The organism is Amycolatopsis sp. NPDC051061 (genome assembly GCF_040682935.1).
Classification (GTDB): Bacteria; Actinomycetota; Actinomycetes; order Mycobacteriales; family Pseudonocardiaceae; genus Amycolatopsis.
On sequence record NZ_JBFBBZ010000081.1, the window covers coordinates 1 to 23,782 of the forward strand.

The window sequence follows — 23,782 nt, forward strand, 5'->3', positions numbered from 1 at the left end:
CGGCCGCCGCATCGACACCCCGCAGGACCGCCACCGGCCGGTGGCGGCCCGCCGCGGCCAGGGCCCGGCGCAGCGAGCCCGTCCCGCCGGCCGGGGAGACCCGCCGGACGGCGGCCGTCGCCAGGCCGGCCGCGACCGCGGCGACCAGGGCCAGCCCGGTCGTCAGCGGGGCGTCCGGGGTCACCGCGATCACTTCGGGCCGCGGGTCCAGCGTCCGCAGCTTGCCCACCGGCGCGAGCAGGTCGGCGTCGATCATCGCCCGGCCCAGCGCCGTCGCGGTCGCGCCGGCCTGCTCCGCCGAAGACGCCACGACCGAGAGGCGCGCGAGACCGGACGCCGGCACCAGCTCGACGGACACGTGCTCGCCGAGTTCGTCGGCGGGGTAGCCGGACGCCGGAGCCGCCGCCCGCAGCACCGACGGGCTGCGGGCCAGTTCGACCAGCGCGGGCAAGGCCAGCGAGACGACTTCGCCGTACTGCGGCGCCGCGCCGTCCGCCGCGACGGGACCGGCGAGCAGGCTCACCCGGCCCTGGTACCCGGCGTCGCGCGTGAGGCCGATGATCAGCACGAGCGTGCCGGCCAGCACCGCCACGGCGACGCTCAGCGCGGCGGTGCGCGGAACGCGCCTCAACAGATCGGTCACCGGGCACCTCGGAGCAGTTCGTCGTAGGACTTCATCAGCGCGTGGGAGCCGTGGTCCCGTTCGACGACGGCGAGCGCCCGGGTCGCGGGGGCCTCCCGCGCCGCCGCGTCGAACAGCAGCGTGCTCAGCGCTTCGGCCGTCGCCGCCGGGTCACCGGGCGGCACCAGCAGGCCGCCGCCGTCCGCCAAGACCTCGCCGACCCCGCCGACGTCGGTGGCGACCACCGGCCGGCCCGCCGCCATCGACTCGAGCACCGCGAGCGGCAGTCCCTCCCAGTCGCTGGTGAGGACGGTGACGTCCGCGGCCGCGAGCAGGTCGGGCACGTCCGCCCGGGTGCCGAGGAACTCGACCCGGCGCCCCAGCGCTTCGGCGCGCCGCTCGAGGTCCGCGCGCAGGCTGCCGTCCCCCGCCAGCCACAGCACGGCGTCGCCCTCGACCGCGGCCCAGGCGTCCAGCAGCACGTCGTGGCGCTTCTGCGGCTCCAGCCGCGCGAGGCAGAGCGCGACCGGCGTCCGCTCCGGGACACCGAGGGACGCGCGCACCTCCGCGCGCCCGAACACCGGCGGCCTCGCGAACACGGCGTTGCGGATCACCACCGGCCGGTCGAGGCCCGCCTCGGCGAGCCGGTCCGCGGTGGCGGGGGAGACCGCGACCACGTTGTCCGCCGTGCGGCGCAGGATCCGGGCGGCGGCGGGGTAGTCGTCCGCGGCGACGCCGTGGAAGACGCTCAGCACGGGCCGGCGCCGGGGCAGGACCGCCAGCCGGGCCACCAGGCTCGCGCCGACGTTGTGGGCCAGCACGACGTCGGGCCGGAACCGCGCGACCGCGCGGCGGGTCGCCCACGCCGCCTTCAGCACGCCCGCCTTGCTGCGGCGGGCGAGCGGGACGGGGAACACCGGCGTGCCGGCCGCGGCCAGAGCGTCGGCGCGGAAACCGCCGGCGCAGGCGACCGCGGAGGTCCAGCCGTACTCCTCGCCCCGGCTCACCATCCCGGCCACGAGCGTTTCCGCTCCACCGGACCCCATCTCACTGATCACGTGCAGCACCCGCATCGGCGCTTCCCTCTCCTTCTCGGCGAATCCGGGTCTCGGCCGCGACGGCGAGCGCGGCCAGCGACCACAACGGCAGGTAGTACTGCTCGGACAGGAACGTCGAGGTCACCAGCACGGCGAGCAGGGACGCCTGGATCGCGACCGCTTCCGTCCGCCGTGGACCCGGCCCGGCCGCGCGGACCGTCCGCTCGCTCGCCACCGCGGCGACGCCGAGCACGCCGGCGAACAGGGCGAACCCCGGCAGCCCGAGCTCGGCGGCGACCTCGAGGTACATGTTGTGCGCCACCGGCGTCTGCTCGTCGACCTCGGCGTCGTGCGACTCGGCGGCGTAGTGCTCGCGGAACCCGCCGGGGCCGACGCCGAGCACCGGGTGGGCGGTCAGCATCCGGGCGGCCGCCTGCCAGCGCAGCTCGCGCGTGTCCACATTGGACGCGGCGATGAAGCTCTTCTCCCGCACGGCGCGGTCGATCTGCGGTCCGGCGACCAGCAACGCGCCCAGGGCCAGCACGACGACCGCCGCGGCCGCGGAGGCCAGCACCCGCCACGGCACCACCCGGCGCAGCAGCAGCCAGCCGGCCGCGGCGGCCAGGCCCAGCGCGCCGCCGCGGGAGAACGTCGCCGAGGCGCCGACGACCAAAACGATCCCGGCGGCGGCCGAGGCGAGTCTCCAGCGCCGGTGGCTCAGTGCCGCGAGCAGGGGCACCGCCGCGACCAGGAAGTAGGCCAGGTCGTTCGGGTCCGGTTGCGGGCCGCTCGCGCGGGCCTGGCCCTCGACGATCAGGCTGTACAGAGCGCCCGCGCCGGCGACCGTGGCGCCGGTCGCCGCGGCCAGCAGCAGCCACCGGATCGGCACCTCGTCGCTCGCGACGTCGGCGAGCACCGCCGTGACGACCAGGAAGGGCAACCACCGCACGGTGTACTCCGCGGTGAACGGGCCGCTCGAGTGCAGCGCCGCCGTCACCGCCAGCACCACGGCGAGCGAGGCGAGCACCGCGTGCAACGGCGTCGGCCGCGGGAGCCGCCGCTGCCGGATCCGCACCGCGAGCCAGGTCAGCGTCAGCAGGGCGGGTGCGGCCTTGCCGAGCTGGCCCTGCGCCGCCGTCAGGTAGCCCTCGACCGGCGCGAGCGCGACGGTGGCGCACGCGAGGACCCGCAGCAGCGTCACTTCCCGCGTGCCGTCGCGGGCGGGCACGACGAGGGCGAACGCGGTCACCTCCCGGTGTCCAGCCGCGTGACGGGACGGGTGCGCCGGACGTCCGCGCGGCGGACGTACTCGCCGGTGCCGACGACGTCGAAGTGCTCGCGCAGCGTGGCCAGCACCCAGCCCAGCCACGCCACCTTCCGGCTGCCCGGCGCGGCCATGCCGGGGAAGAACTCCATGCCGGGCGCCTCGGCTCCCCCCAGGACGTCGGTGGGGTGCACCAGCAGTGAGGGGGAGACTCCGCGCGCGAGACAGAGCCGCAGCGCGGTGCGGAAGTAGCCGCGGGCCAGCCTCGGGGAGATCTCGTGCAGCTGCAGGAGGTACGAGCAGTGGATCGGCGTGCGGAGCACCGGCATCGTCGTCACCGGGAGTTCCACGAGCCCGCTGCCGTCGCAGGTGCGCCACCGGTAGGCGTGCACCGGCGCCAGGACCCGCGAGAAGCCGCCGAACAGTTCGTTCGAGGCTCCCGCGGGCGCGGTGCGGTTGTGGTACGCGCGGGCCAGCGGGCCGATCCAGGTCGGCAGGGTGCTGGCGTCGTAGGCGTACCCCCGTTCGGCGAGCAGCTCGATCAGGTCGCGCGTGACGCTGTAGCCGGGACCGCGGAACCCGCTCGGCCGCGGCGCGCCGGCGGCGACGATCGCCTCCTCGGTCCGGCTCAGCTCGGCCTCGAGCCGGTCGCGGGAGTAGCGGTGCAGCCAGGGTTCGTGGCCGAACGAGTGGTTGGCCACCTCGTGGCCCGCCGCGGCGATCTCGGCGACCGCCTTGGCGCCGTCCTCGCGGACGACGTCGGCGCCCACCGCGAACACCGTCGTCGTGAGCCGCTGCTCGCCGAGGATCTCCAGCAGCCGCGGCACCGCGGTGGGCAGGAAGCTGGGGTGGTCCCGCCAGCCGGGGTCGCCGTGGGTCTTGAGGTAGGCCCAGAGGTTGTCGAGGTCGACCGAAACGCTCGCGAGCCGAGGCTTCACGCGACCTCCCGGGCGAGCCCGGCCGCGCCGGTGCGTGACTGCGCGCCGAGCAGGAGGACGCCGCCCACGACCACGGCGAGGCCGAGGGCGACCCACGGGCCGCGGCCGCCGAGGACGTGGTCGCCGAGGACGGTGATGCCGGTGACCGACGCCAGCACGATCGTGGTGGCGTCCGCCGTGGCGACGACGGCCGCCGCCGACCCGCGCTGCAGGGCGACGGCCATCGAAGCCTGGCCGAGCACGGCGGTGACCACCATCAGCCAGGTCAGGGGATTTCCCGGCAGGGCAAGGAGATCCTGGTGGGCGAGGGTGCGGCTCGCGATCGCCACGACCGCGAACGCCACGCCGGACAGGACCGCGGCCGGCAGGAACGTGCCGCTTCGCGCGGCGGGGATCATGGCCAGCCCGATCCCGAGCACGACGACGGCGAGCGTCGCGGTGCCGGCGGGCCGGAGGTCCGTGGCCACCGAAGCCGCGGACGACCCGGCCAGCACGACGAGCCCGAAAGCCAGCAGTACCAGCGTCGCGGCTTCGCCGGCGCGGATCCGCCACCCCAGGACGACGACGCCGAACACCGTGGCCAGGCCGATCGCCGAGGACGACGCGGTCTGGACCAGGTACAGCGGCAACGAAGCGCGTGCGAAGAACGCGAGGGCGAAACCGCCGGCCTGACCGGCGAAGCCGACGAGGTACAGCCGGTCGGTGGCCAGCCGGGCCAGCAGCCCCAGCCCGGCACCCGGCCGGTTCCCGGCCCGGCGGGCGGCGACGCTCTGGGCGACGATCCCGACCGCGTAGAGCACCGCGGACGCCACGAGCACTGCGTAATCCATCACGAACGACTCCCTTGCCGGGCACCGCGGACGGGTTCCGGCCGACAACCGGGCGGGGGTGCCCGCGTCGAAGCGTAGGAACGGCCGGGCGGGTTCTCGTTCGAAGGATCGGTTCCGCAGTTCTGTGACACAGCGGAACGGGATTGACGGGATAATGAAGCTCTAAAGCGTGATGGGAAAGAAGTTGAGCGCAGTCCTGCCACGTTCTGTAATGGAGGTGCGAGGACCGCGGCGCCGGTTGCCGGCACCGGGGAACCGGATCTTCGCCAGATTGCCTTTCGTCGTCGTCTGATGACCCGTTCGAGGTAACGAAACCCGGTCAGCGGCTCGCGCACCCCACACGATCGGTTACCCGGCTGGAACGCATTGCGCGGCCTCAGTACGTTCTCCCCACCGAAGCGGAACACACACCTTTATTTTGCCGCGACGGCCGAACTCACCATCAAATCGAGGAGTCATCCCATGCTGAAGAAGATCGGTTTCGTCGCGGCCGCGATGGCGGCGGGCGCGTTCGTGACCGGCGGGATCGCGGCCGCCGGAACGCCGGACGAGGACCACGGGCACCACCACGGCCACCACGGCTACCAGGGTTACGACTACACCGGCCAGGTCGGCCTGGTCAACCTGAACAACACCGACGTCCTGCACAACGTCAACGGCACGGTCGGGTTCTGCGGCAACGACGTCAACGTGCTCGGCGTGCAGGTGCCGGTGCACGACTCGCTGAACGGCATCGGCGTGCCGGTCCTGTCGCCGGGCGAGAGCGAGGCCAGTGGCGAGTCGCCGTACAACTGCGCCTCGGGTGGCGTGGCCGACGGTGGCACCAGCCAGCACAACTGAGTTGTCCGTGCCGAGCCGCCCGTTGTGTGTACGGAAGCCGGCTGCGGCACGGATTCCGGTGCCTCGCGCGGGGTGACGACGTCTACCCGGACCCGGAGCAATCGCACACTCCCGTTCCTTGTCCGGGTACGCGGAGGAACCCCCGCGACGCCGGCGCGGGTGGGGCCGGTCGCGACGCTGTACCGCGTGCCGGCCCCACCCGGCGAAAAAGTTCGATCCACCAAGACAAAGCCGCCGTGCAACCGCACTTCAGGCGGGCAGCCCAGGAGTCTTCTTTCATGATCAAGCAGCTCGGATTCGTCGCCACCGCCCTCGCCGCCGGCTTGGCCGCGTTCGGCGGTTCTGCCTCCGCCACCAGCATCGACGTCGCCGGCCACCCGGTCGACCACAACAGCCAGCTGGGCCTCGCGAACGTGCACAACCTCGACGCGGTGCACAGCCTGAACGTCGTCGGCAGTGTCTGCGACGACAACGTCAACGTGCTCGGGGTCCAGGTCCCGGTGCGGGACGTGGCCCAGGGCATCGACGTGCCGGTGCTTTCGCCGGGTGAGCACGAGGCCGACGGTGCGTCGCCGTACAACTGCGCCGGTGGCGGCACCGAGGACGGCGGGACCGTTCAGGGCGACTGATCGCCGCAAAACCGAAAAGCCGCCGCCCGGTTTCCCGGTGCGGCGGCTTTCGCATGTGTGCGTTTTTTCTGTTCTTGAAGTTTAGAAGGAACCGGCGAGGTCCTGCGTCGCCCGGCTGCGGCTGGGGTTCGGCCTCGCCGGTTCCTGCGATGTCTGATTCCCCGAAGTGGTAGGAGTCGGCACCGTGGTTCTGATTCTACTTGCCCGGCCGCGGTTTGTTCGCTCGATTTCGGGTGGTTGCCGCCTGAACACCTGTACGAATTGGGTGACCTCCGGACGTCACCGCGTGAAGGTGAACCAGTTGATGTTCACGAAGTCCGACGAGCCGCCCCCGAACGTCAGGTAGACGTCGTGCACTCCCGTCGCCGATCCGGCGATGTTCGCCGGCACCGTCTGCCACTGCTGCCAGCCGCCGTTGCCGCCGAAGTCGATCTCCGCGAGCACCGGGCCCGATGTGCTGTCCAGGCGGGCCAGGATCGCGCCGCTCACCCCGGCCGCCGCACCCGATGCCAGGCGGGCGACGAACTGGCGCGGTGAGCTCGACCCGAAGTCGATGCCGCTGTACTTCAGCCAGTCACCGCCGGCGATCCAGCCGACGTCGGTGCCGCCTTCGCTGCAGGCCTCGTTCTGCGTGCCGCTCTGGGCGCTGAAGGACTCCGCCTGGATCGTGGAGTACGCGCTCACACCGCCACCGGTCGGGGGCGTCGTGCCGCCGCCCGCGCCCGGGCCCAGTGCGACCGTCCACGACGTCGGCGCGGGGTCCTGGAGGTGGCCGTCGACCGGCTGGGCACCCGTCGGGCCGACGTCGTCGTACGGGAAGGCGTAGCCGATCGTCGCGTGCTGGTGGACCAGCCGCGCGTAGTGGTTCGTCGTGGGGTCCTTGTAGTACTGGGCGGGCGGGACGCCGTCGGGCTGGTTGTTGCCGCCGGCGACGAGCAGGCTGCTGCGGTTGAGCGCGGCGGCGAGGCGCGCGGCGATCGCGCCGCGCGCGTCCCCGCCGGAGTTGTACAGCGGCCCGCTCGCGCAGCCGAAGATGTCGATCGCGCTCGGCTTGGTGAACGGCACGCCGTTGGTGTTCAGGCCGCCGAACACGATCGTGTCGCCGCTGACCGTGCCCGTGTAGGCGCCGATGCTGCCCTGGCCGTTGATCGTCAACGGCGTCGAGCGGTAGTGGTCCCAGACCGCGTTCAGGTAGTTCGTCCAGTAGCCCCCGAAGTCCGTGGGGGAGTGGCCCGGCGCGAGCGCCCGCACCACCTTGCCCGAGGCGTCGGTGACGACCAGCTGGTCCCACGGCGCCCCGTCGGTGTTGTGCTGGGCGCGCAGCCCGTCCGCGATCGCCGCGAGCGCGCCGTCGGGCAACGGGCTGACCGACTGCGCGCCGGCCGCTCCCGTGGTGGCCATCGACACCGGCAGCGCCACCATGTCGACGTAGCTGATGTTCGCGTAGAGGTTCGCGCTGTTGTAGGTGAACTCGCAGAACGTCCAGTTCGTCTGCCAGTTCGGGTCCGAACTGGTGAAGCCCGGCTGGACCAGACCAGGGCCCGGGTTGACGAAGAACTGGATTCTCTTGTCCGCCGAGAACCAGACCCGCCCGCCGATGATGTAGTCGTGCAGCGTCACGGTGACCTGCGACCCGGAGCCGCCCAGCGGGATGGCGTAGTCCGGGATCGGCGTCACCGGCGAGGACGGGTTGGACAGCCGGTGGAACTGGCCGTCGGCTGTGACGAAACCGGGCCAGCCGGAACTGTCCGCCCCGCTGACGTAGGCGTAGACGGTTCCGGTGCCGGAATTGTTCTTCAGCGTCAACGGCAGTGCCGCCGCGGCCCGCGCTTTCGGCGCGGTGACGGCCGACCACAGCGGCGCGCTGGTCACCGCGGCGGCGAGGCCCGCGGTGACGAAGGTACGCCTGGACAACATGGCGCCTCCTCGGGGAGGGCGGCGACGTGCGTGGCGGCGGCACGTGTCCGCGGGGGTGGGGTCGCCGAACGCTAGGTACGCGCCGCCCGCGTGGTCAATACCACCAGGTCGGATGTGGTACGAGCGGCCGCCGAGCCTGCCCTCGCGTACCGGGTGCGGCATTCGGAGCAATGGCATTCTTCCGCCGCGGGAATGTCCGCCCGAAACACGGGGGAGCGCAATTCGGGAGATGCTTCCTACTCCATTCGTGGACTACTCATCCGGAGAACGATCAACTTAGGTTGTCACGGTCAGCGACCTTTTCCGCTAGCCGTGGCACGACCCGGGCCGGTTAGCTGATCACCGGGGGCGCCGCTCGGGCGCGCCCGAGCGGGAGGGGGAAACCGATGATCGAACTCGCGGACGGCGGCGGCGTCGCGCGGGCGCGCGGTGACGAGCCGGACTCCTCCCGCGCCACGCCGCCCTGAGCGGGCGCGGCCGAAGACCCGGCGGGAGCACTCCCCCCTCCCGCCTGCGAGGTACGACGTCCGGTGCGCCCAGCCCCCAGTACGGTGCGCCGGACGTCGTGCCGCTTCCACGAAGAAGGACGGGACGAACCGTCCACAGGGGACAGAGGCGCTCAGGCGCTGACGGCCGCCGCCTCGAGGTGACGGCGGGCGTTCTCGGCCAGCTCGTCGACGTTGCGGTCCAGCAGCAGCTTCAGGTAGCCGGGGCCGATGCCGAAGTCGTCGAACCCCGTGACCAGGGACCGCAGCTTCTCGATCCGCACCTCGCCGCGCTTGGCCGGCATGTCCACCAGCTTGCGCTCGGCCCGCGTGCCGAGCCGCTCTTCCAGCCCGTCGACGATGTCCTCGATGGCCTCGGACCGGCCCGACGCCACGTTGACGACCTCGTCCCGGATGCCCTGGCCGAGCAGCGAGTCGATCATCCGCATCATGTCGCCGACGTCGAGCAGGTCGCGGGAGACCCCGGAGTGCAGCGTGACCGAGCCCGAGAGCACCTGGCGCGTCAGGGACGGCAGCAGCTGGTGCGACGCCTGGCCGGGCCCGACGATGTGGGACAGCCGCAGGACGAGCCACCGCGCGCCGGACAGCGCGCAGACGTGTTCGAGGCACAGCTTGTGCCGGCCGTAGGGGGTGAGCGGGAAGACCGCGCCGCCCTCGCTGCCGACCGACTGGTCGGCGCCGTACATGCCGGTCGAGGCGGTGGATAGGAAGATCACCGTGCGGCCGGTCGCCCGGCAGCGCTCGATCACGTCGTAGACCAGGGTGGACTCGCGCTGGAACGCGGACACGTCGCTGACGAGCACCGTGGACACGCCCGCCGCGATGAGGGTGACGTCCGGGTACCGGTCGCCGAAGTACTGCGCGGTGTGGTGCGCGATGAAGCCGTTTCCGATGATCTCCATCAGGGGGTCACCACCCGGTCGTCGGACACCCCGGCCGCGTTCGAGAACACTTCGTCGGCGAGCCGCGCGATGTCCACGGAAGAGGAAAGCCAGGCCGCTTCGGACTCGTCGCGCCCGGCCAGCGCGGCGACGGCGAACGAGCGCAGGGACAGCTCGAACTGGTGCGCCGGGGACAGCCAGAGCTCTTCGACGTGGTCCTGTTCTTCGATGCGCAGTATCGGTTGCCGGCCCGGCGGCGGCGTGAAGGCGCGGTCCAGCGACAGCGCGGCGGCACTGCCCCAGAGCTCGTACCGCGAGCGGTAGCTGTGCTGGAAACCGAAGTCGAGGGACGCGGTGACCCCGCTCGCCGAGGTGAGCAGCGCGTGCCCGGCGATGTCCACGCCGCCCTCGTCGAACCGCAGGGTGGCGCCGGTGACCCGGAGATCGGGGCCCAGCAGGAAGAGGGCGGCGCGCAGCGGGTAGACCCCGACGTCGAGCAGGGCCCCACCGCCGAGCGACGGCTGGTAGCGGATGTCGTCGGCGGGCAGCGGCGGGATGCCGAACGAGGCGGTGAACGTCCGGAGCTCGCCGAGCCGGCCGGCGTCGAGCAGTTCGCGCACCCGCATGTGTTGGGGGTGGTGGATGAACGTGAAGTTCTCGCGCAGCACCAGGTTCTGCCGGGTGGCCAACGCGGCCAGGTCTTCGGCCTGCTCGAGGTCGAGCGTGAGCGGCTTCTCGCACAGTACGTGTTTCCCGGCCAGCAAAGCCTTCCTGGCCCACTCGTGATGCAGGCTGGTCGGCAGGGAGACGTACACGGCGTCGACGTCGGTGCTCTCCAGCAGCTCGTCGTAGGTCATCGCGGTGGCGTGGAAGCGGCGGGCGAACTCCGCGGCCTTCTCCGGCGAGCGGGCCGCGACGGCGGTCAACGCCAGTTCCGCCACCGCGGCCGCGGCGGGCAGCGTGCGCCGCGCGGCGATCGACGAGCAGCCCAGCGCGCCGAGCCGCAGGGCCCGGCTCACCGGAGCCCCCGCAGGCACGCGATCAGGCTGCGGGCCTGCACGTTGACGTAGTGGCTGTGCCGCAGCAGCTCGTTGAGCTGGTTCAGGGTGAGCCACCGGAAGTCGGGCAGCCCGGCGTCCGGGAAGTCCGCGGGGACCTCGATGATCTGGTAGTCGCTGTACGCGTGGTGGAACCGGCCGCCTTCTTCGGACAGCTGGGCGGAGAAGAGCACCTGGTCGTCGCGTCTGCCCAGCACCATGTCGAGGAACGGCGGCCGGTCCGCGGGCGGGGTGAGCACGTAGTTGTCCGGGGTGCACTGCACGGTCGGGGCGAGCTCCACCACGTCGAGGTAGCCGGGCTCGACCCGCGCGTTGAGCAGCGCGTGCAGGACTCCGTCGACGCGTTTCACCAGCAGGGCCACCACGCCCGCGCCGTGCGGCCGGACCAGCGGCTGGGTCCATTGCGCGACTTCGCGCCCGTTGGTGGTGATGTCGACGGCGATGATGCTGAAGAACAGGCCGAGTTCGTGCGAGATCTCGGCCGGGGTCCGGACCCAGTTCGCGACCTCGCCCAGCGGGAGCGGGCTGGTGCGCACGACGTGCTGGGCCTGGCGCGAGGTGATCCAGCTGAGCACCTCGGTGCGCGTGTGGAGGCTGCCGGTCGGCTGGGCCGACGACCGCGCGACGGCCGCGGCGAGGTCGCTGACGGCGTCGGCCTCGTGGCCCTCGAGCCCGGCCGGCATGCAGGACAGCACCGTGCGGGCGTCCATGTTGACCAGGTTGTCCTGCTTGAGCAGCTCGTGGAGCTGGCCGAGGGTGAGCCAGCGGAAGTCGTCGGGCAGGTCGCTCTCATCGGCGAACTCCGCGGCCTCGACGATCATGTTCCGGTTGCGCTTGCGGTAGAACCAGGAACCCTGCTCGGACTGCAGGACGTCGGCGAGCACGGTTTCCGGGTCCGGGTCGCGGAAGTGGTCCAGGTAGGGGACCGGCCGTCCGCCGTGCACGCGGGTGTAGTTGCTCTTGGTCGCCTGGACCGTCGGCGAGACCTGGACGCCGTTGACGTTGCCCGGCTCGGACTTCGCCTGCATCAGGCAGTGCAGGACGCCGTCGATCTCCTTGACGAGGATGCCCAGGATACCGATTTCCGGCTGGTTGATGATCGGCTGCGACCAGTGCGTGACGGGCCCGTGGTCGGTGTCGACCGCCAGCCCTTCGACGCCGAAGAAGCGACCGCTTTCGTGGCACAGGTTCCCGGAGCCGGGGTCGAAACCCCACTGCCGGAGCTCGCCGAACTCGATGCGGCGGACTTCGTGGCGGTGGGCGAGGTTGCGGTCGTCGATCCACTTGGCCACGACGGCGTTCGGGGTCGCGACCCCGTCGGTGGCGGCGGCGGACCTGGCGAGCCGGTGTGGCAACGTCACGTCCGGTTTGCGGAGCAAGCCGGTTCCAGTGTGACGCTCCATGGATTTTCACCTCGCGTGGCCGGCGGACGGGATGTCCTATTTGTAGCGAGGAGAAACTAGGAGGAATGCTGGTCTTTTCCGGGGCGCCGCTTCCTCCGGGCGCGCGCCGGGCGTCGCGAATGCGTCATGGGGGACCTCCGGCGCCGCCGCACTCGAGCCGCGGGACGATCGCACGCCCGGGCACCGGAACCCCGCAGCACTAGGCGAATCATCGGATTTCCTGTGCAGGGCCCGGTGGGTGCCCCCGGCCGACCTAGGGTGACCGGCGTGGACGTCTCCGGCGGGCATGTCGCCTTCTTCAGTTTCCCGGGCTTCGGTCACATCCGGCCGACGCTGCCGGTCGTGCGCGAGCTGCTTTCGCGCGGGCACGAAGTGTCGTACGTGGTCGCCGAACGGTTCGCCGGCGTGGTCGCGGAAACCGGCGCGCGGGTGCTGACCTACCCCTCCGCCTTCCCGGAGTCGATGCCGGACGTCCACACCGCCGACGACCTCGCCGAGGTCCTCGCGCACTACCTCGACGAGGCCTACGCCCCGCTCGCCACCGCGTGGCCGGAGTTCGCGGACCGCCCGGTGGACCTCGTGGTCCAGGACGTGCTGAGCACCGACGTCGGCGCGCTGGTCGCGCGGCGCGCCGGGTGCGGGGTCGTCCGCCTGTTCGCCGGGTTCGGCGGCAACGACGAGGTTCCCCTCAACGGCAGCGAGACCGAGCTCGAAGGCCCGTCGCTCGATCCCGCGCACCCCGTGCTGGCCGCCTGCGGCGAGCGCATCACGACGCTGCTCGCGAAATCCGGCCTGGCCGCCCTGCCCACCGAGGAGGCCGAGGTCGTGGCGAACCTAGTGTTCGTGCCCCGCGCTTTCCAGCCCCGCCCGGAGTGCTTCGGCGACGAGTTCGTGTTCGTCGGACCGACCGGCGACGACGGCGCGGCCGCCGACGGCTGGGCCGCGCCGGCCGAGGACGTCCCCGTCGTGCTGGTCTCGCTGGGCACCTCCTCCAACAGCAACCCCGGGTTCTTCACCGCGTGCGGCCAGGCGTTCGCGGGCACCGGCTGGCGGGTCGTGATGACCACCGCCGGGCACGTCGGCGACGACCTCGCGGCGGCCATGCCCGACAACGTCGAGCTGCACTCCTGGCTCGACCACCGCGCGGTCCTGCCGCACACCGACGTCGTCGTCTGCCAGGCGGGGACGGGCTCACTGATGGACGCGTTCGGCCACGGCGTCCCCGTGGTCGCCGTGCCGCAGCGGCCGGAGGCGCGGGTGACGGCGCAGCAGGTCGAGCGGCTGGGGCTGGGCCGCGCGCTGCTCGACGACGTGACCGGGGACGACGTGCGCGACGCCGTCCTGGCCGTCGCGGCGGACGCGGCCGTGGCGGCCGAGGTCGCCGGGATGCGAGCCGCCATCAAGGCGTCCGGGGGCGCGAAACGGGCGGCGGACGTCCTCGAACGCGCCGTGCGGTCCACCCATGGAGAAAACGTATGAGCGACGACGACAAGCTGCGCGGATACCTCAAGAAGGTCACCGCGGACCTCTACCGGACGCGCGAGCGGCTGCGCGACGCGGAGGACCGGGAGCACGAGCCGATCGCGATCGTGGGGATGAGCTGCCGCTACCCTGGTGGCGTCCGCTCGCCGGAGGACCTCTGGGACGTCGTGGCGTCGGGCCGCGACGCGATCTCGGGGTTCCCCGTCAACCGCGGCTGGGACCTCGACGCGCTCTACGACCCCGATCCGGAGCGCGCCGGGAAGTGCTACACCCGCCAGGGCGGCTTCCTGCACGACGCGGACGAGTTCGATCCGGAGTTCTTCGGCATCTCCCCGCGCGAGGCGCAGACGATCGACCCGCAGCAGCGGCTGCTGCTCGAGACGGCCTGGGAGGCCTTCGAACGCGGTGGCATCGACCCGGCGTCGCTGCGCGGCAGCAGCACCGGCGTGTTCGCCGGGGTGATGTACAACGACTACGCCACGCGCCTGACCGACCTGCCCGCGAGCCTCGAAGGCTATGTGGGCAACGGAAGTGCCGCCAGCATCGCCTCCGGCCGGGTGGCTTACACCTTCGGGCTCGAAGGCCCGGCCGTCACCGTCGACACGGCGTGCTCGTCTTCTTTGGTCGCACTGCACTGGGCCGCGCAAGCGCTGCGGCGCGGTGACTGCTCGCTGGCGCTGGCGGGCGGTGTCGCGGTGATGTCGACGCCGGTGACGTTCATCGGGTTCAGCCGGCAACGCGGTCTTTCGCCGGACGGCCGGTGCCGCTCCTACGCCGACGCCGCCGACGGCACGGGCTGGGGCGAGGGTGCCGGTTTCCTGCTCCTGGAACGGCTTTCCGACGCGCGCCGCAACGGCCACCCGGTGCTCGCGGTGGTGCGCGGCTCGGCCGTCAACTCCGACGGCGCGAGCAGCGGGCTCACCGCGCCGAACGGCCCTTCGCAGCAGCGGGTCATCCGCGCCGCGCTCGCCGACGCCGGGCTGTCCACCGCGGACGTCGACGTCGTCGAGGGCCACGGCACCGGGACCACGCTGGGCGACCCGATCGAGGCGCAGGCCCTGCTGGCGACCTACGGCCGTGAACGCGCGGGCGGGGCGCCGCTGTGGCTGGGCTCCGCGAAGTCGAACTTCGGCCACACGCAGGCGGCGGCCGGCGTCGGCGGCGTGATCAAGATGGTCATGGCGCTGCGCAACGAGCTGCTGCCGCGCACCCTCCACGCCGAGGTGCCCTCGTCCGAAGTGGACTGGGACGCCGGTGAGGTCGAGCTGCTGCAGGAAGCCGTCGCGTGGCCGGCGGGCGAGCGGCCGCGCCGCGCCGGGGTCTCGTCGTTCGGCGTGAGCGGCACCAACGCGCACACGATCATCGAGCAGGCACCCGCACTCGAACCCGCTGAGCCCGGAGGTTCGGCCGGGTTGGTGCCCGCGGTCCTGTCGGCGAAGAGCCCGGAGGCGCTTCGCGAGCAGGCCGCCCGTTTACTGTCTCATGTAGACAGCCACCGGCCCGTGGACGTCGCTTATTCGCTGGCCACCACGCGGGCGGCGTTCGAGCACCGTGCCTTCGTGCTGGCGGAGACGGCCGAAGAGTTGCGTGAAGGGCTGGTCGAGCTGGCGTCCGTCGGCGAAACCACCTCGGGCAAGACGGCTTTCGTGTTCGCCGGCCAGGGAGCGCAGCAGCCGGGCATGGGTCGCGAGCTGTACGCGGCCTTCCCCCTCTTCGCCGAAGCCTTCGACGAGATCTGCGCGGGCTTCACCGGACTGCGCGAGCTGATCTTCGACGGCGGCGACTTGGACCGCACCGAGGTGACCCAGCCCGCGCTGTTCGCCGTGGAGGTCGCGCTCTTCCGCCTGCTGGAGTCGTGGGGACTGACCCCGGACTTCGTCATGGGCCACTCGATCGGCGAGCTGGCCGCCGCGCACGTCGCCGGGGTGTTCTCACTCGAAGACGCGTGCCGGCTCGTCGCCGCTCGTGCTCGCCTCATGCAGTCCGTGACGGCGGAGGGGGCGATGGCCGCCCTGCGCGCCACCGAGGACGAGGTCCGGCCGTTGCTCCGCGAGGGCGTCGCCATCGCGGCGGTCAACGGGCCCGAGGCCGTGGTCGTCTCCGGTGACGTCGACGCCGTCGAGGAGATCGCCGCGCGGTTCGCCGGGTCGAAGCGGCTGCGGGTCAGCCACGCGTTCCACTCGCCGCACATGGACTCGATCCTGGACGCCTTCCTCGCGGTCGCGAAGACCGTTTCCTATGCGGCGCCGAAGATTCCCGTGGTGTCCAATGTGACCGGTGAGCCGTCGGACGTCGCCTCCGCGGCGTACTGGGTCGAGCACGTCCGCGCCACCGTCCGGTTCCACGACGGGATGCGCTGGCTCGCCGAAAATCGGGTGACCCGGTTCGTCACGCCCGGGCCGGGCGGCGCGGCCGCCGCGATGGCCGGGGACTGCGTGCCGGACGCGCTGGTCGTCCCGGTCCTGCGCCGGGACCGCGACGAGGTGCGCACGTTCACCGAAGCCGTCGGACGGTTGCACATCGCCGGGTTCAGCCCGGACTGGGCCGCGGTGTTCGCCGGCCGTGGCGCGCGGGTCGTCGACCTGCCGACGTACGCTTTCCAGCGGGAGCGCTACTGGCTCGACGGGCAGCGGGCCGTCAAGCCGGCCGGTGCGCTGTACCGCGTCGAGCGGGTTCCGGCGACCGCCACCAGCCCGGCCGTCGGCTGGCACGAGCTGGGCTCCGACATCCCACCGGTGGTCTACTTCCGGTGCGAGGCCGACGGCGACGTCGTCGACTCCGCCCACGGCCAGGTGCGAGAAGTCCTGGAAGTGCTGCAGACCTGGCTCTCCGATGGCCGCTACGCGAAGTCCAAGCTGGTCTTCGTCACCCGGGGACTCGCCGGTGCCGCGGTGCGGGGGCTGGTCCGCTCCGCCCAGGCCGAGCACCCCGGCCGGTTCGTCCTGGCCGACGCCGCCGAGCTGCCCGCCGCGTTCGTCACGGAGGAGCCGGAAGCCACCTACGCCGACGGCGAAATCACCGTGCCCCGGCTCGTCGAGTCCACTTCGGACGAGCCCGGCGTCCGTCTCGAAGGGACCGTGCTCATCACCGGTGGCGCCGGTTCGCTCGGCGGCGAACTGGCCCGGCACCTGGTCCGCAAGCACGACGTGCGCCGGCTCGTCCTCGTGAGCCGGCGTGGACCGGACGCGCCGGGTGCGCGGGACCTCGAGGCCGAACTGGCGGCCGAAGGCGCCGAAGTGGTCCTCGCCGCGTGTGACGTCACCGACCGGCAAGCCCTCGCCACGTTGCTCGGCGAGGTCGGCCCGCTCGACGCGGTGGTGCACGCGGCCGGAGTACTCGACGACGGCGTCGTCTCTTCGCTGACCCCCGAGCGCCTCGACGCCGTGCTGCGCCCCAAGCTCGACGCGGCCTGGCACCTGCACGAACTCACCGAGGGACTGTCCGCGTTCGTCGTGTTCTCGTCCGCCGCCGGGGTTCTCGGCGGCGCGGGGCAGGGCAACTACGCGGCGGGCAACACTTTCCTCGACGCACTCGCCGAGCACCGGCGAGCGAACGGGCTGCCCGCGGTGTCGCTGGCCTGGGGCCCCTGGGTCCCCGACGGCGGGATGACCGGGCAGCTGAGCGACGCCGACGTCGCCCGCCTGCGCCAAGGCGGCATCCGGCCGCTGCCCGCCGGCGACGCGCTGCGGCTGTTCGACCGCGCGATCGCCGGATCCGACGCGGTGGTCGTGCCGATCGACTTCGCCGTCGACGACCTGGACAGCACCCGGCCACTGCTCGGCGGGCTCACCGGAAAACGTGGCGGCCCGCCGGCCGGCCTGGCCGGGCTGCCCGCCGCCCTCGACCTCGTCCGCGCGCAGGTGGCCACCGTGCTCGGGCATTCGTCGACGGCGTCCGTGCGCGCCGATCGACCCTTCGCCGACCTCGGGTTCGACTCGCTGACCGCGGTCGAACTGCGCAACGCCCTCGGCCGCGAGACCGGCCTGACCCTGCCCTCGACGCTCATCTTCGACCACCCGACGCCGCGCGCGCTCGCCGAGCACCTGCTCGGCGCGGCCGACCTCGAGCCCACCGAGCCGACCACCCGGGCGAGAGACGAGCCGATCGCGATCGTGGCGATGAGCTGCCGGTTCCCCGGCGGCGTCACCACGCCCGAGCAGCTGTGGGAGCTCCTCGAAGCCGGCCGCGACGTCATCTCGCCGTTCCCCGGCGACCGCGGCTGGGACCTCGACACGCTCTACCACCCGGACCCCGACCACCCCGGCACCTGCTACACGCGGGAAGGCGGCTTCCTCGACGACGCGGCCGGGTTCGACCCGGAGTTCTTCGAGGTGTCGCCGCGCGAGGCCGTCGCCATGGACCCGCAGCAGCGGCTGCTGCTCGAGACCGCTTGGGAGGCCTTCGAACGCGCGGGCCTCGACCCGGCGGCACTGCGCGGCAGCCGGACCGGCGTCTTCGCCGGGACCAACGGCCAGGACTACTCGTCGCTGCTGCGGGACTCGGCCGACGATGTCGCCGGGCACCTCGGCACCGGCAACGCGGCGAGCGTGCTGTCCGGCCGGGTGTCCTACACCTTCGGGCTCGAAGGCCCGGCCGTCACGGTCGACACGGCGTGCTCGTCTTCGCTGGTCGCCCTGCACCTCGCGGCGCAGTCGCTGCGGTCGGGCGAGTGCTCGTTGGCGCTGGCCGGCGGCGTCACCGTGATGTCGACTCCCGCCGGGTTCGTGGAGTTCAGCCGGCAGCGCGGGCTGGCCGAAGACGGCCGCTGCAAGGCCTTCGGTGACGCCGCCGACGGCACCGGCTGGTCGGAGGGCGCCGGGATCCTGGTGCTGGAACGGCTTTCCGACGCCCAGCGCAACGGGCGTCGCGTGCTGGCGGTACTGCGCGGCTCGGCGGTCAACCAGGACGGCTCGAGCAACGGTCTCACCGCCCCGAACGGCCCTTCGCAGCAACGCGTCATCCTCGCCGCGCTCGCCGACGCCGGCCTCGCACCGTCCGATGTGGACGCCGTGGAGGCGCACGGCACCGGCACGCGGCTCGGCGACCCGATCGAGGCCCAAGCCCTGCTCGCCACCTACGGGCAGGACCGCGAGCGTCCTTTGTGGCTCGGCGCGATCAAGTCGAACCTCGGGCACACCCAGGCCGCCGCCGGAGTTGCCGGCGTGCTCAAGATGGTCCTCTCCCTCGACCACGAGGTGCTGCCGCGCACGCTGCACGCCGACGTCCCGTCGGAGCGCGTCGACTGGACCGCCGGGAACGTCCGGCTGCTGACCGAGCCGGTCGCCTGGCCCGAGGCGGGACGGCCACGCCGGGCCGCGGTGTCCGCGTTCGGCTTCAGCGGCACCAACGCGCACGTCGTCTTGGAGCAGGCTCCCGCCGAGTCGCCGTCGAAGTCTATTGTGGACAGATCGACGCTGTGGCCCCTGTCCGGCCACACCGAAGCGGCGCTGGCCGCCCAGGCCGCCGCGCTGCTTCCGGTGGCGGAACACGGGCTCGACGGCATCGGTTCCGCGCTGGCCACCCGGGCCGCGTTCGACCACCGGGCCGTCCTGCTCGCGCCCGACCGGGACACCGCCCTCGAGAACCTGCGACTGCTGGCCGAGGGCGGCGAAGGCCCCGGACTCCTGCGCGGCCGCGTCTCGGACGAGGGCCGTTCGGCGTTCCTCTTCACCGGCCAGGGCGCCCAGCGCGCGGGCATGGGACTCGCGCTGCGCGAGGAGTTCCCCGTGTTCGCCGAGGCCTTCGACGCGGCCTGTGCGCTCTTCGACGCCGAGCTCGACGTCCCGCTGCGGGAAGTGATCGCCGAGGGCGGCGCGCAGCTCGACCAGACCCGCTTCACCCAGCCCGCGCTGTTCGCGGTCGAGGTCGCGCTGTTCCGCCTGCTGGAGTCGTGGGGCTTGACGCCGGACTTCGTCATGGGCCACTCGATCGGCGAGCTGGCGGCCGCCCACGTCGCGGGCGTGCTGACCCTGGCGGACGCCTGCACGCTGGTCGCCGCGCGCGGCCGGCTCATGCAGGAGCTGCCCGCGACCGGCGCGATGGTGGCCCTGCGTGCGACCGAAGAGGAGGTCCGGCCGCTGCTCACCGCGTCGGCCGGGATCGCCGCCGTCAACGGTCCCGCCTCGGTCGTCGTGTCCGGCGTCGAAGACGACGTCCTCGGCATCGCCGCGCACTTCACCCAGCGGGGCCGGGAGACCAAGCGGCTGCGCACCAGCCACGCGTTCCACTCCCCGCTGATGGACCCGATGCTCGCGCGGTTCCGCGAGGTCGCCGCCGGACTGTCCTATCAGGACCCCCGGATCGGCGTGGTCTCGAACGTCACCGGCCGGCTCGCCACCGCCGCCGAACTGCGCTCGCCCGAGCACTGGGTCCGGCACGTGCGGGACGCGGTCCGCTTCGCCGACGGCGTCGCCCGGCTCGCCTCCTCCGGTGTCACCCGGTTCGTCGAGCTGGGGCCGGACGCGGTGCTCTCGGCGATGGTCTCCGACTGCGTCGAGGACACCGTCTTCGTGACCGCAACCCAGCGACGGAAGCGACCGGACGTCGAAACCCTTCTGACCGCCGTGGCGGAAGCCCACGTTCACGGCTTTTCTCCGGACTGGGCAGCGCTGAACCCGGCCGGCACCCGGGTCGACCTGCCGACCTATGCCTTCCAGCGCCGCCGGTTCTGGCCCACGGCGGGACGCACCGGCGACGTCGCTACCGCGGGGCTCGCGGCCAGCCCGCACCCGTTCCTCGGCGCCACCGCCGAACTGGCCGGGTCCGCCGGGGTCCTGAGCACGGGACGGATCTCGCTGCGGACCCACCCCTGGCTCGCCGACCACGGCATCGGCGGTTCGGTGCTCTTCCCCGGGACGGCGTTCGTCGAACTCGCCGTCCACGCGGGCGACCGCGCCGGCCGCACGCAGGTCGAGGAGCTGACGCTGGGGGCACCGCTGGTGCTGCCCGAGACCGGCGGTGTCCGGCTCCAGGTCCTGACCGGCCCACCGGACGAGTCCGGGGCCTGCACGCTGACCATCCACTCACGCCCCGAGGACGCGGCCCCGGACAGCCCGTGGACGCTGCACGCGAGTGGCGTGCTGACACCGGGGCTGCCCGCACGCGGCGAGGACCTCGCCGCGTGGCCGCCCGCGGGCGCGGAAACCGTTGATACCGAAGGACTCTACGACCAGCTCGCGGACAGCGGGTTCGGCTACGGACCGGTCTTCCAGGGCCTGCGGAAGGCCTGGCGGCACGGCGAGGACGTCTACGCCGAGGTCGAGCTCCCCGAAAACGCCGCTGCCGCGGACGGTGCGTTCGGGCTGCACCCGGCGCTGCTCGACGCGGTCCTGCACGCGGCGGCGTTCCTGCCGTTCGCCCCCGCTCCGAACGGCAGGCTGCCGTTTTCCTGGCGCGGGGTGTCGCTGCACGCCGAAGGGGCGCGCGCCCTGCGGGTGCGGCTCGCCAAGACCGGCGCCGAGTCCCTCGCGATCACGATCGCCGACTCCACCGGCCGGGCCGTGGCCACTGTGGATTCCCTGGCCCTGCGGGAGTTCTCCCCGGACCAGCTCACGACCCGGCCGGACGCGCTGTACCGGCTCACCTGGCCCGGCTACGACGGCGACGGCACAGATCCGTCGTGGACGGTCGTCGACTCGCTCGACAGTCTCACCGACGTCCCGGACGTCGTCGTCATTCCCTTCGCGACGCGGCCCGCGCGGGAGGCGACGCACGACGCGCTCGGGCTCGTCCAGACGTGGCTCGCCGAAGATCGTTTCGCCGCGGCGAAGCTCGCGTTGCTGACTTCCGGCGCGGTCGCCACCGAAGACGGCGACGGACCGGCCGATCCCGCCCTCGCGGCGGTGTGGGGCCTGGTGCGCTCGGCGCAGTCGGAGCACCCCGGCCGGTTCGTGCTGGTGGACTCCGACGGCTCCGCCGAACCCGCCCTCGCCCTGGCGACCGGGGAGAACCAGGTCGCGGTCCGTTCGGGCGTGGCCCGGGTCGCGCGGCTGATGAAGGAATCGGACGCGCTGGTCGTCCCGGCCGGGGAGTGGCGGCTTGACATCGCCGAACGCGGCACGCTCGACGGGCTGACCGTCGTGCCGTGCCCCGAGTTCGCCGAGCCGGTGGCGCCGGGAGCCGTGCGGATCTCCGTGCGCGCGGCCGGCGTGAACTTCCGGGACGTGCTCAACACGCTCGGCATGTACCCCGGCCCGGCCACCCCGCCGGGGCTGGAGGGCGCCGGGGTCGTCACGGCCGTCGGTGCCGGCGTCACCCGGTTCGCGCCGGGCGACCGCGTGATGGGCATGTTCGGCGGCGCGTTCGGGCCGGTGGCGGAGGTCGACGAGCGGATGCTCGGCCGGCTGCCCGCCGGGATGTCGTTCGCGCAGGGCGCTTCGGTGCCGGTGGTGTTCCTGACCGCGCTCTACGCCCTGACCGACCTGGGTGATCTGCGGCCCGGCGAGACCGTCCTGGTGCACGCGGCGGCGGGCGGCGTCGGCATGGCCGCCGTGCAGCTCGCGCGGCAGCTCGGCGCCGAGGTGTACGGCACCGCGAGCGCCGGGAAGTGGGACACGCTGCGGGCTTCGGGCCTGGCCGCCGACCACATCGCGTCGTCGCGGACGCTCGATTTCGAAGCCGAGTTCCGCGCGGCGACCGGCGGACGCGGCGTCGACGTCGTGCTCGACTCGCTCGCCGGCGACTTCGTGGACGCGTCGCTGCGGCTGCTGCCGCGCGGTGGCCGCTTCCTGGAGATGGGCAAGACCGACGTGCGCGACCCCGGGCGCGTCGCGGCCGCTCACCCGGGCGTCCGGTACCAGGCGTTCGACCTGGTCGAGGCCGGGTACGACCGGATCCGCGAGCTGTTCGACCGGCTGCTGGAGTGGTTCGAGGCCGGGGTGCTGACCCCGATCCCCGTCACCGCTTGGGACGTCCGGCGCGCGCCCGCGGCGTTCCGGCACGTGAGCCAGGCGAAGCACGTCGGCAAGGTCGTGCTGACCGTCCCCGCCCCGCTCGACGCGCAAGGCACCGTGCTGATCACCGGCGGCACCGGCGGGCTCGGGCGCGTGCTGGCCCGGCACCTGGCGGATTCCGGCGTCCGGCACCTGCTGCTGGCGAGCCGGCGCGGTCCGGCGGCCGAGGGCGTCGAGGAGCTGCAGGCCGAGCTGTCCTCGCTGGGCGCCGAGACGACCGTCGTCGCGTGTGACGCGGCGGACCGGGACGCGCTGGCGGCGCTGCTGGCGGACGTGCCGGAGAAGCACCCGCTGACCGCGGTGGTGCACGCGGCCGGGGTGCTCGACGACGGGCTCGTCGACACGCTCACCCCCGACCGGCTGGACACCGTGCTGCGGCCGAAGGTTTCCGCGGCGGCCAACCTGGACGAACTGACGCGAGACCTCGATTTGTCCGCGTTCGTCCTGTTCTCGTCGGCCGCGGGCGTGCTCGGGGCGCCCGGGCAGGGCAACTACGCGGCCGCAAACGCTTTCCTGGACGGCTTGGCCCGCCGACGGCGTTCGGCGGGGCTGCCCGCGCTGGCGCTGGCGTGGGGCCCGTGGTTGCCGACCGGCGGTATGACAGCGAGCCTGTCCGACGCCGACGTGCGGCGCATGGCACGGTCCGGGCTGCCGCCCCTGCCCACGGATCAGGGTCTCGCGCTGTTCGACGCGGCGCTCGGCGCGCCCGACGCGGTGCTGGTGCCGATGCTGGTCGACGCCCGTGCGCTGGGGTCGTCCGAGGTCCCGGAGCAGCTGCGCGGAGTGGTCCGGACCGCCGTCCGGCGCCGCACGGCCGCCGGTTCCCCGCAGGCGGGCCCCGACCTGCGGCAACGGCTCGCGGGCACGTCCGGCGACGACCGGCGCCAGGCGCTGCTGGACCTGGTGTGCGCACAGGTGGCGGCGGTGCTGGGCTACGGCGCCGGAACCGTCGACCCGCTGAGGGTGTTCAAGGAGCTGGGCTTCGACTCGCTGACCGCGGTGGAGCTGCGCAACCGCCTGAGCGCGGCGAGCGGGATCCGCCTGCCGGCGACGCTGATCTTCGACTACCCGACCCCGGCCGCGCTGGCCGGCTACGTGGGCGAGGAACTGTTCCCGGAGTCCCTCCAGGCCGCTTCGGAGGAGGGGGACGAGGAGCGCGAGATCCGCGCGGCGCTGGCGTCCATTCCGGTCGCCCGGTTCCGCGAGGCGGGGCTGCTGGAGGCGCTGCTGAAGCTGAGGGACGGCGGCCCTTTGCGGGATTCCGCCGATTCCGAGGACGACGGGCTCGGCGATATGGACGTCGACGATCTGGTGCGGATGGCGCTCGGGGCCGACGAAGTGTAAACGGAAGCGGCCGTCCTGGTGCCCCCCCCCCCCCCCGGCACCCCGACCGCCCCCCCAACACCCCCCCCACGGGATTAAGG

Annotated in this window: 13 protein-coding genes; 4 read left to right on the forward strand and 9 right to left on the reverse strand. The window is 73.0% G+C overall.

Going from position 1 to position 23,782, the window contains the following annotated elements; all coding sequences use genetic code 11:
- The 5 genes from AB0N03_RS49350 to AB0N03_RS49370 all read right to left on the reverse strand — a co-directional run.
- On the reverse strand, nt 1-643 hold a 643-nt coding region (locus AB0N03_RS49350), incomplete at its 3' end, for a hypothetical protein (RefSeq protein ID WP_364387951.1).
- A complete protein-coding gene (locus AB0N03_RS49355) occupies nt 640-1,695 on the reverse strand; it encodes a glycosyltransferase (protein ID WP_364387953.1) in 1,056 nt (351 codons plus the stop codon). The genes AB0N03_RS49350 and AB0N03_RS49355, both read right to left, overlap by 4 nt.
- Nucleotides 1,670-2,908 carry an O-antigen ligase family protein gene (locus AB0N03_RS49360; RefSeq protein WP_364387955.1) on the reverse strand — a complete coding sequence of 413 codons (1,239 nt, stop codon included), beginning with the start codon at nt 2,906-2,908 and terminating at the stop codon, nt 1,670-1,672. The genes AB0N03_RS49355 and AB0N03_RS49360 overlap by 26 nt, the downstream gene beginning before the upstream one ends.
- Complete coding sequence (locus AB0N03_RS49365) at nt 2,905-3,861, reverse strand: polysaccharide deacetylase family protein (protein WP_364387957.1); 957 nt, start codon at nt 3,859-3,861, stop codon at nt 2,905-2,907. Before AB0N03_RS49365 ends, AB0N03_RS49360 begins: the two co-directional genes overlap by 4 nt.
- Entirely contained in the window at nt 3,858-4,691 is an 834-nt protein-coding gene (locus AB0N03_RS49370; protein ID WP_364387989.1) for a hypothetical protein, read from the reverse strand. The genes AB0N03_RS49365 and AB0N03_RS49370 overlap by 4 nt, the downstream gene beginning before the upstream one ends.
- Nucleotides 4,692-5,153: 462 nt before the next feature.
- Between AB0N03_RS49370 and AB0N03_RS49375 the strand changes: the two genes are divergently transcribed.
- Nucleotides 5,154-5,531, forward strand: a complete 378-nt coding sequence (locus AB0N03_RS49375; protein ID WP_364387959.1) for a hypothetical protein — start codon at nt 5,154-5,156, stop codon at nt 5,529-5,531.
- Between the two features lie 278 nt (nt 5,532-5,809).
- Nucleotides 5,810-6,160 (forward strand): hypothetical protein, encoded by a 351-nt coding sequence (locus tag AB0N03_RS49380; RefSeq protein WP_364387961.1) that lies wholly within the window; start codon nt 5,810-5,812, stop codon nt 6,158-6,160.
- A 279-nt stretch (nt 6,161-6,439) separates the two neighbouring features.
- Here AB0N03_RS49380 and AB0N03_RS49385 read toward each other — a convergent pair whose 3' ends face one another.
- The 4 genes from AB0N03_RS49385 to AB0N03_RS49400 form a co-directional block, all read right to left on the reverse strand.
- A complete protein-coding gene (locus AB0N03_RS49385) occupies nt 6,440-8,077 on the reverse strand; it encodes a beta-1,3-glucanase family protein (protein WP_364387963.1) in 1,638 nt (545 codons plus the stop codon).
- Between the two features lie 619 nt (nt 8,078-8,696).
- Nucleotides 8,697-9,485 (reverse strand): NAD-dependent epimerase/dehydratase family protein, encoded by a 789-nt coding sequence (locus AB0N03_RS49390; protein WP_364387965.1) that lies wholly within the window; start codon nt 9,483-9,485, stop codon nt 8,697-8,699.
- The gene (locus AB0N03_RS49395; RefSeq protein ID WP_364387967.1) at nt 9,485-10,501 is read right to left on the reverse strand and encodes a Gfo/Idh/MocA family oxidoreductase; all 1,017 of its coding nucleotides are present in this window, start codon (nt 10,499-10,501) and stop codon (nt 9,485-9,487) included. The genes AB0N03_RS49390 and AB0N03_RS49395 overlap by 1 nt, the downstream gene beginning before the upstream one ends.
- Complete coding sequence (locus AB0N03_RS49400; RefSeq protein WP_364387969.1) at nt 10,480-11,925, reverse strand: NDP-hexose 2,3-dehydratase family protein; 1,446 nt, start codon at nt 11,923-11,925, stop codon at nt 10,480-10,482. Before AB0N03_RS49400 ends, AB0N03_RS49395 begins: the two co-directional genes overlap by 22 nt.
- A 267-nt stretch (nt 11,926-12,192) precedes the next feature.
- Between AB0N03_RS49400 and AB0N03_RS49405 the strand changes: the two genes are divergently transcribed.
- Both AB0N03_RS49405 and AB0N03_RS49410 read left to right on the forward strand, forming a co-directional pair.
- Nucleotides 12,193-13,404 (forward strand): macrolide family glycosyltransferase, encoded by a 1,212-nt coding sequence (locus AB0N03_RS49405; RefSeq protein ID WP_364387971.1) that lies wholly within the window; start codon nt 12,193-12,195, stop codon nt 13,402-13,404.
- Nucleotides 13,401-23,702, forward strand: coding sequence for an SDR family NAD(P)-dependent oxidoreductase (locus AB0N03_RS49410; RefSeq protein ID WP_364387973.1), 10,302 nt, complete (start codon nt 13,401-13,403; stop codon nt 23,700-23,702). The genes AB0N03_RS49405 and AB0N03_RS49410 overlap by 4 nt, the downstream gene beginning before the upstream one ends.
- The last annotated feature ends 80 nt before the right edge of the window (nt 23,703-23,782 follow it).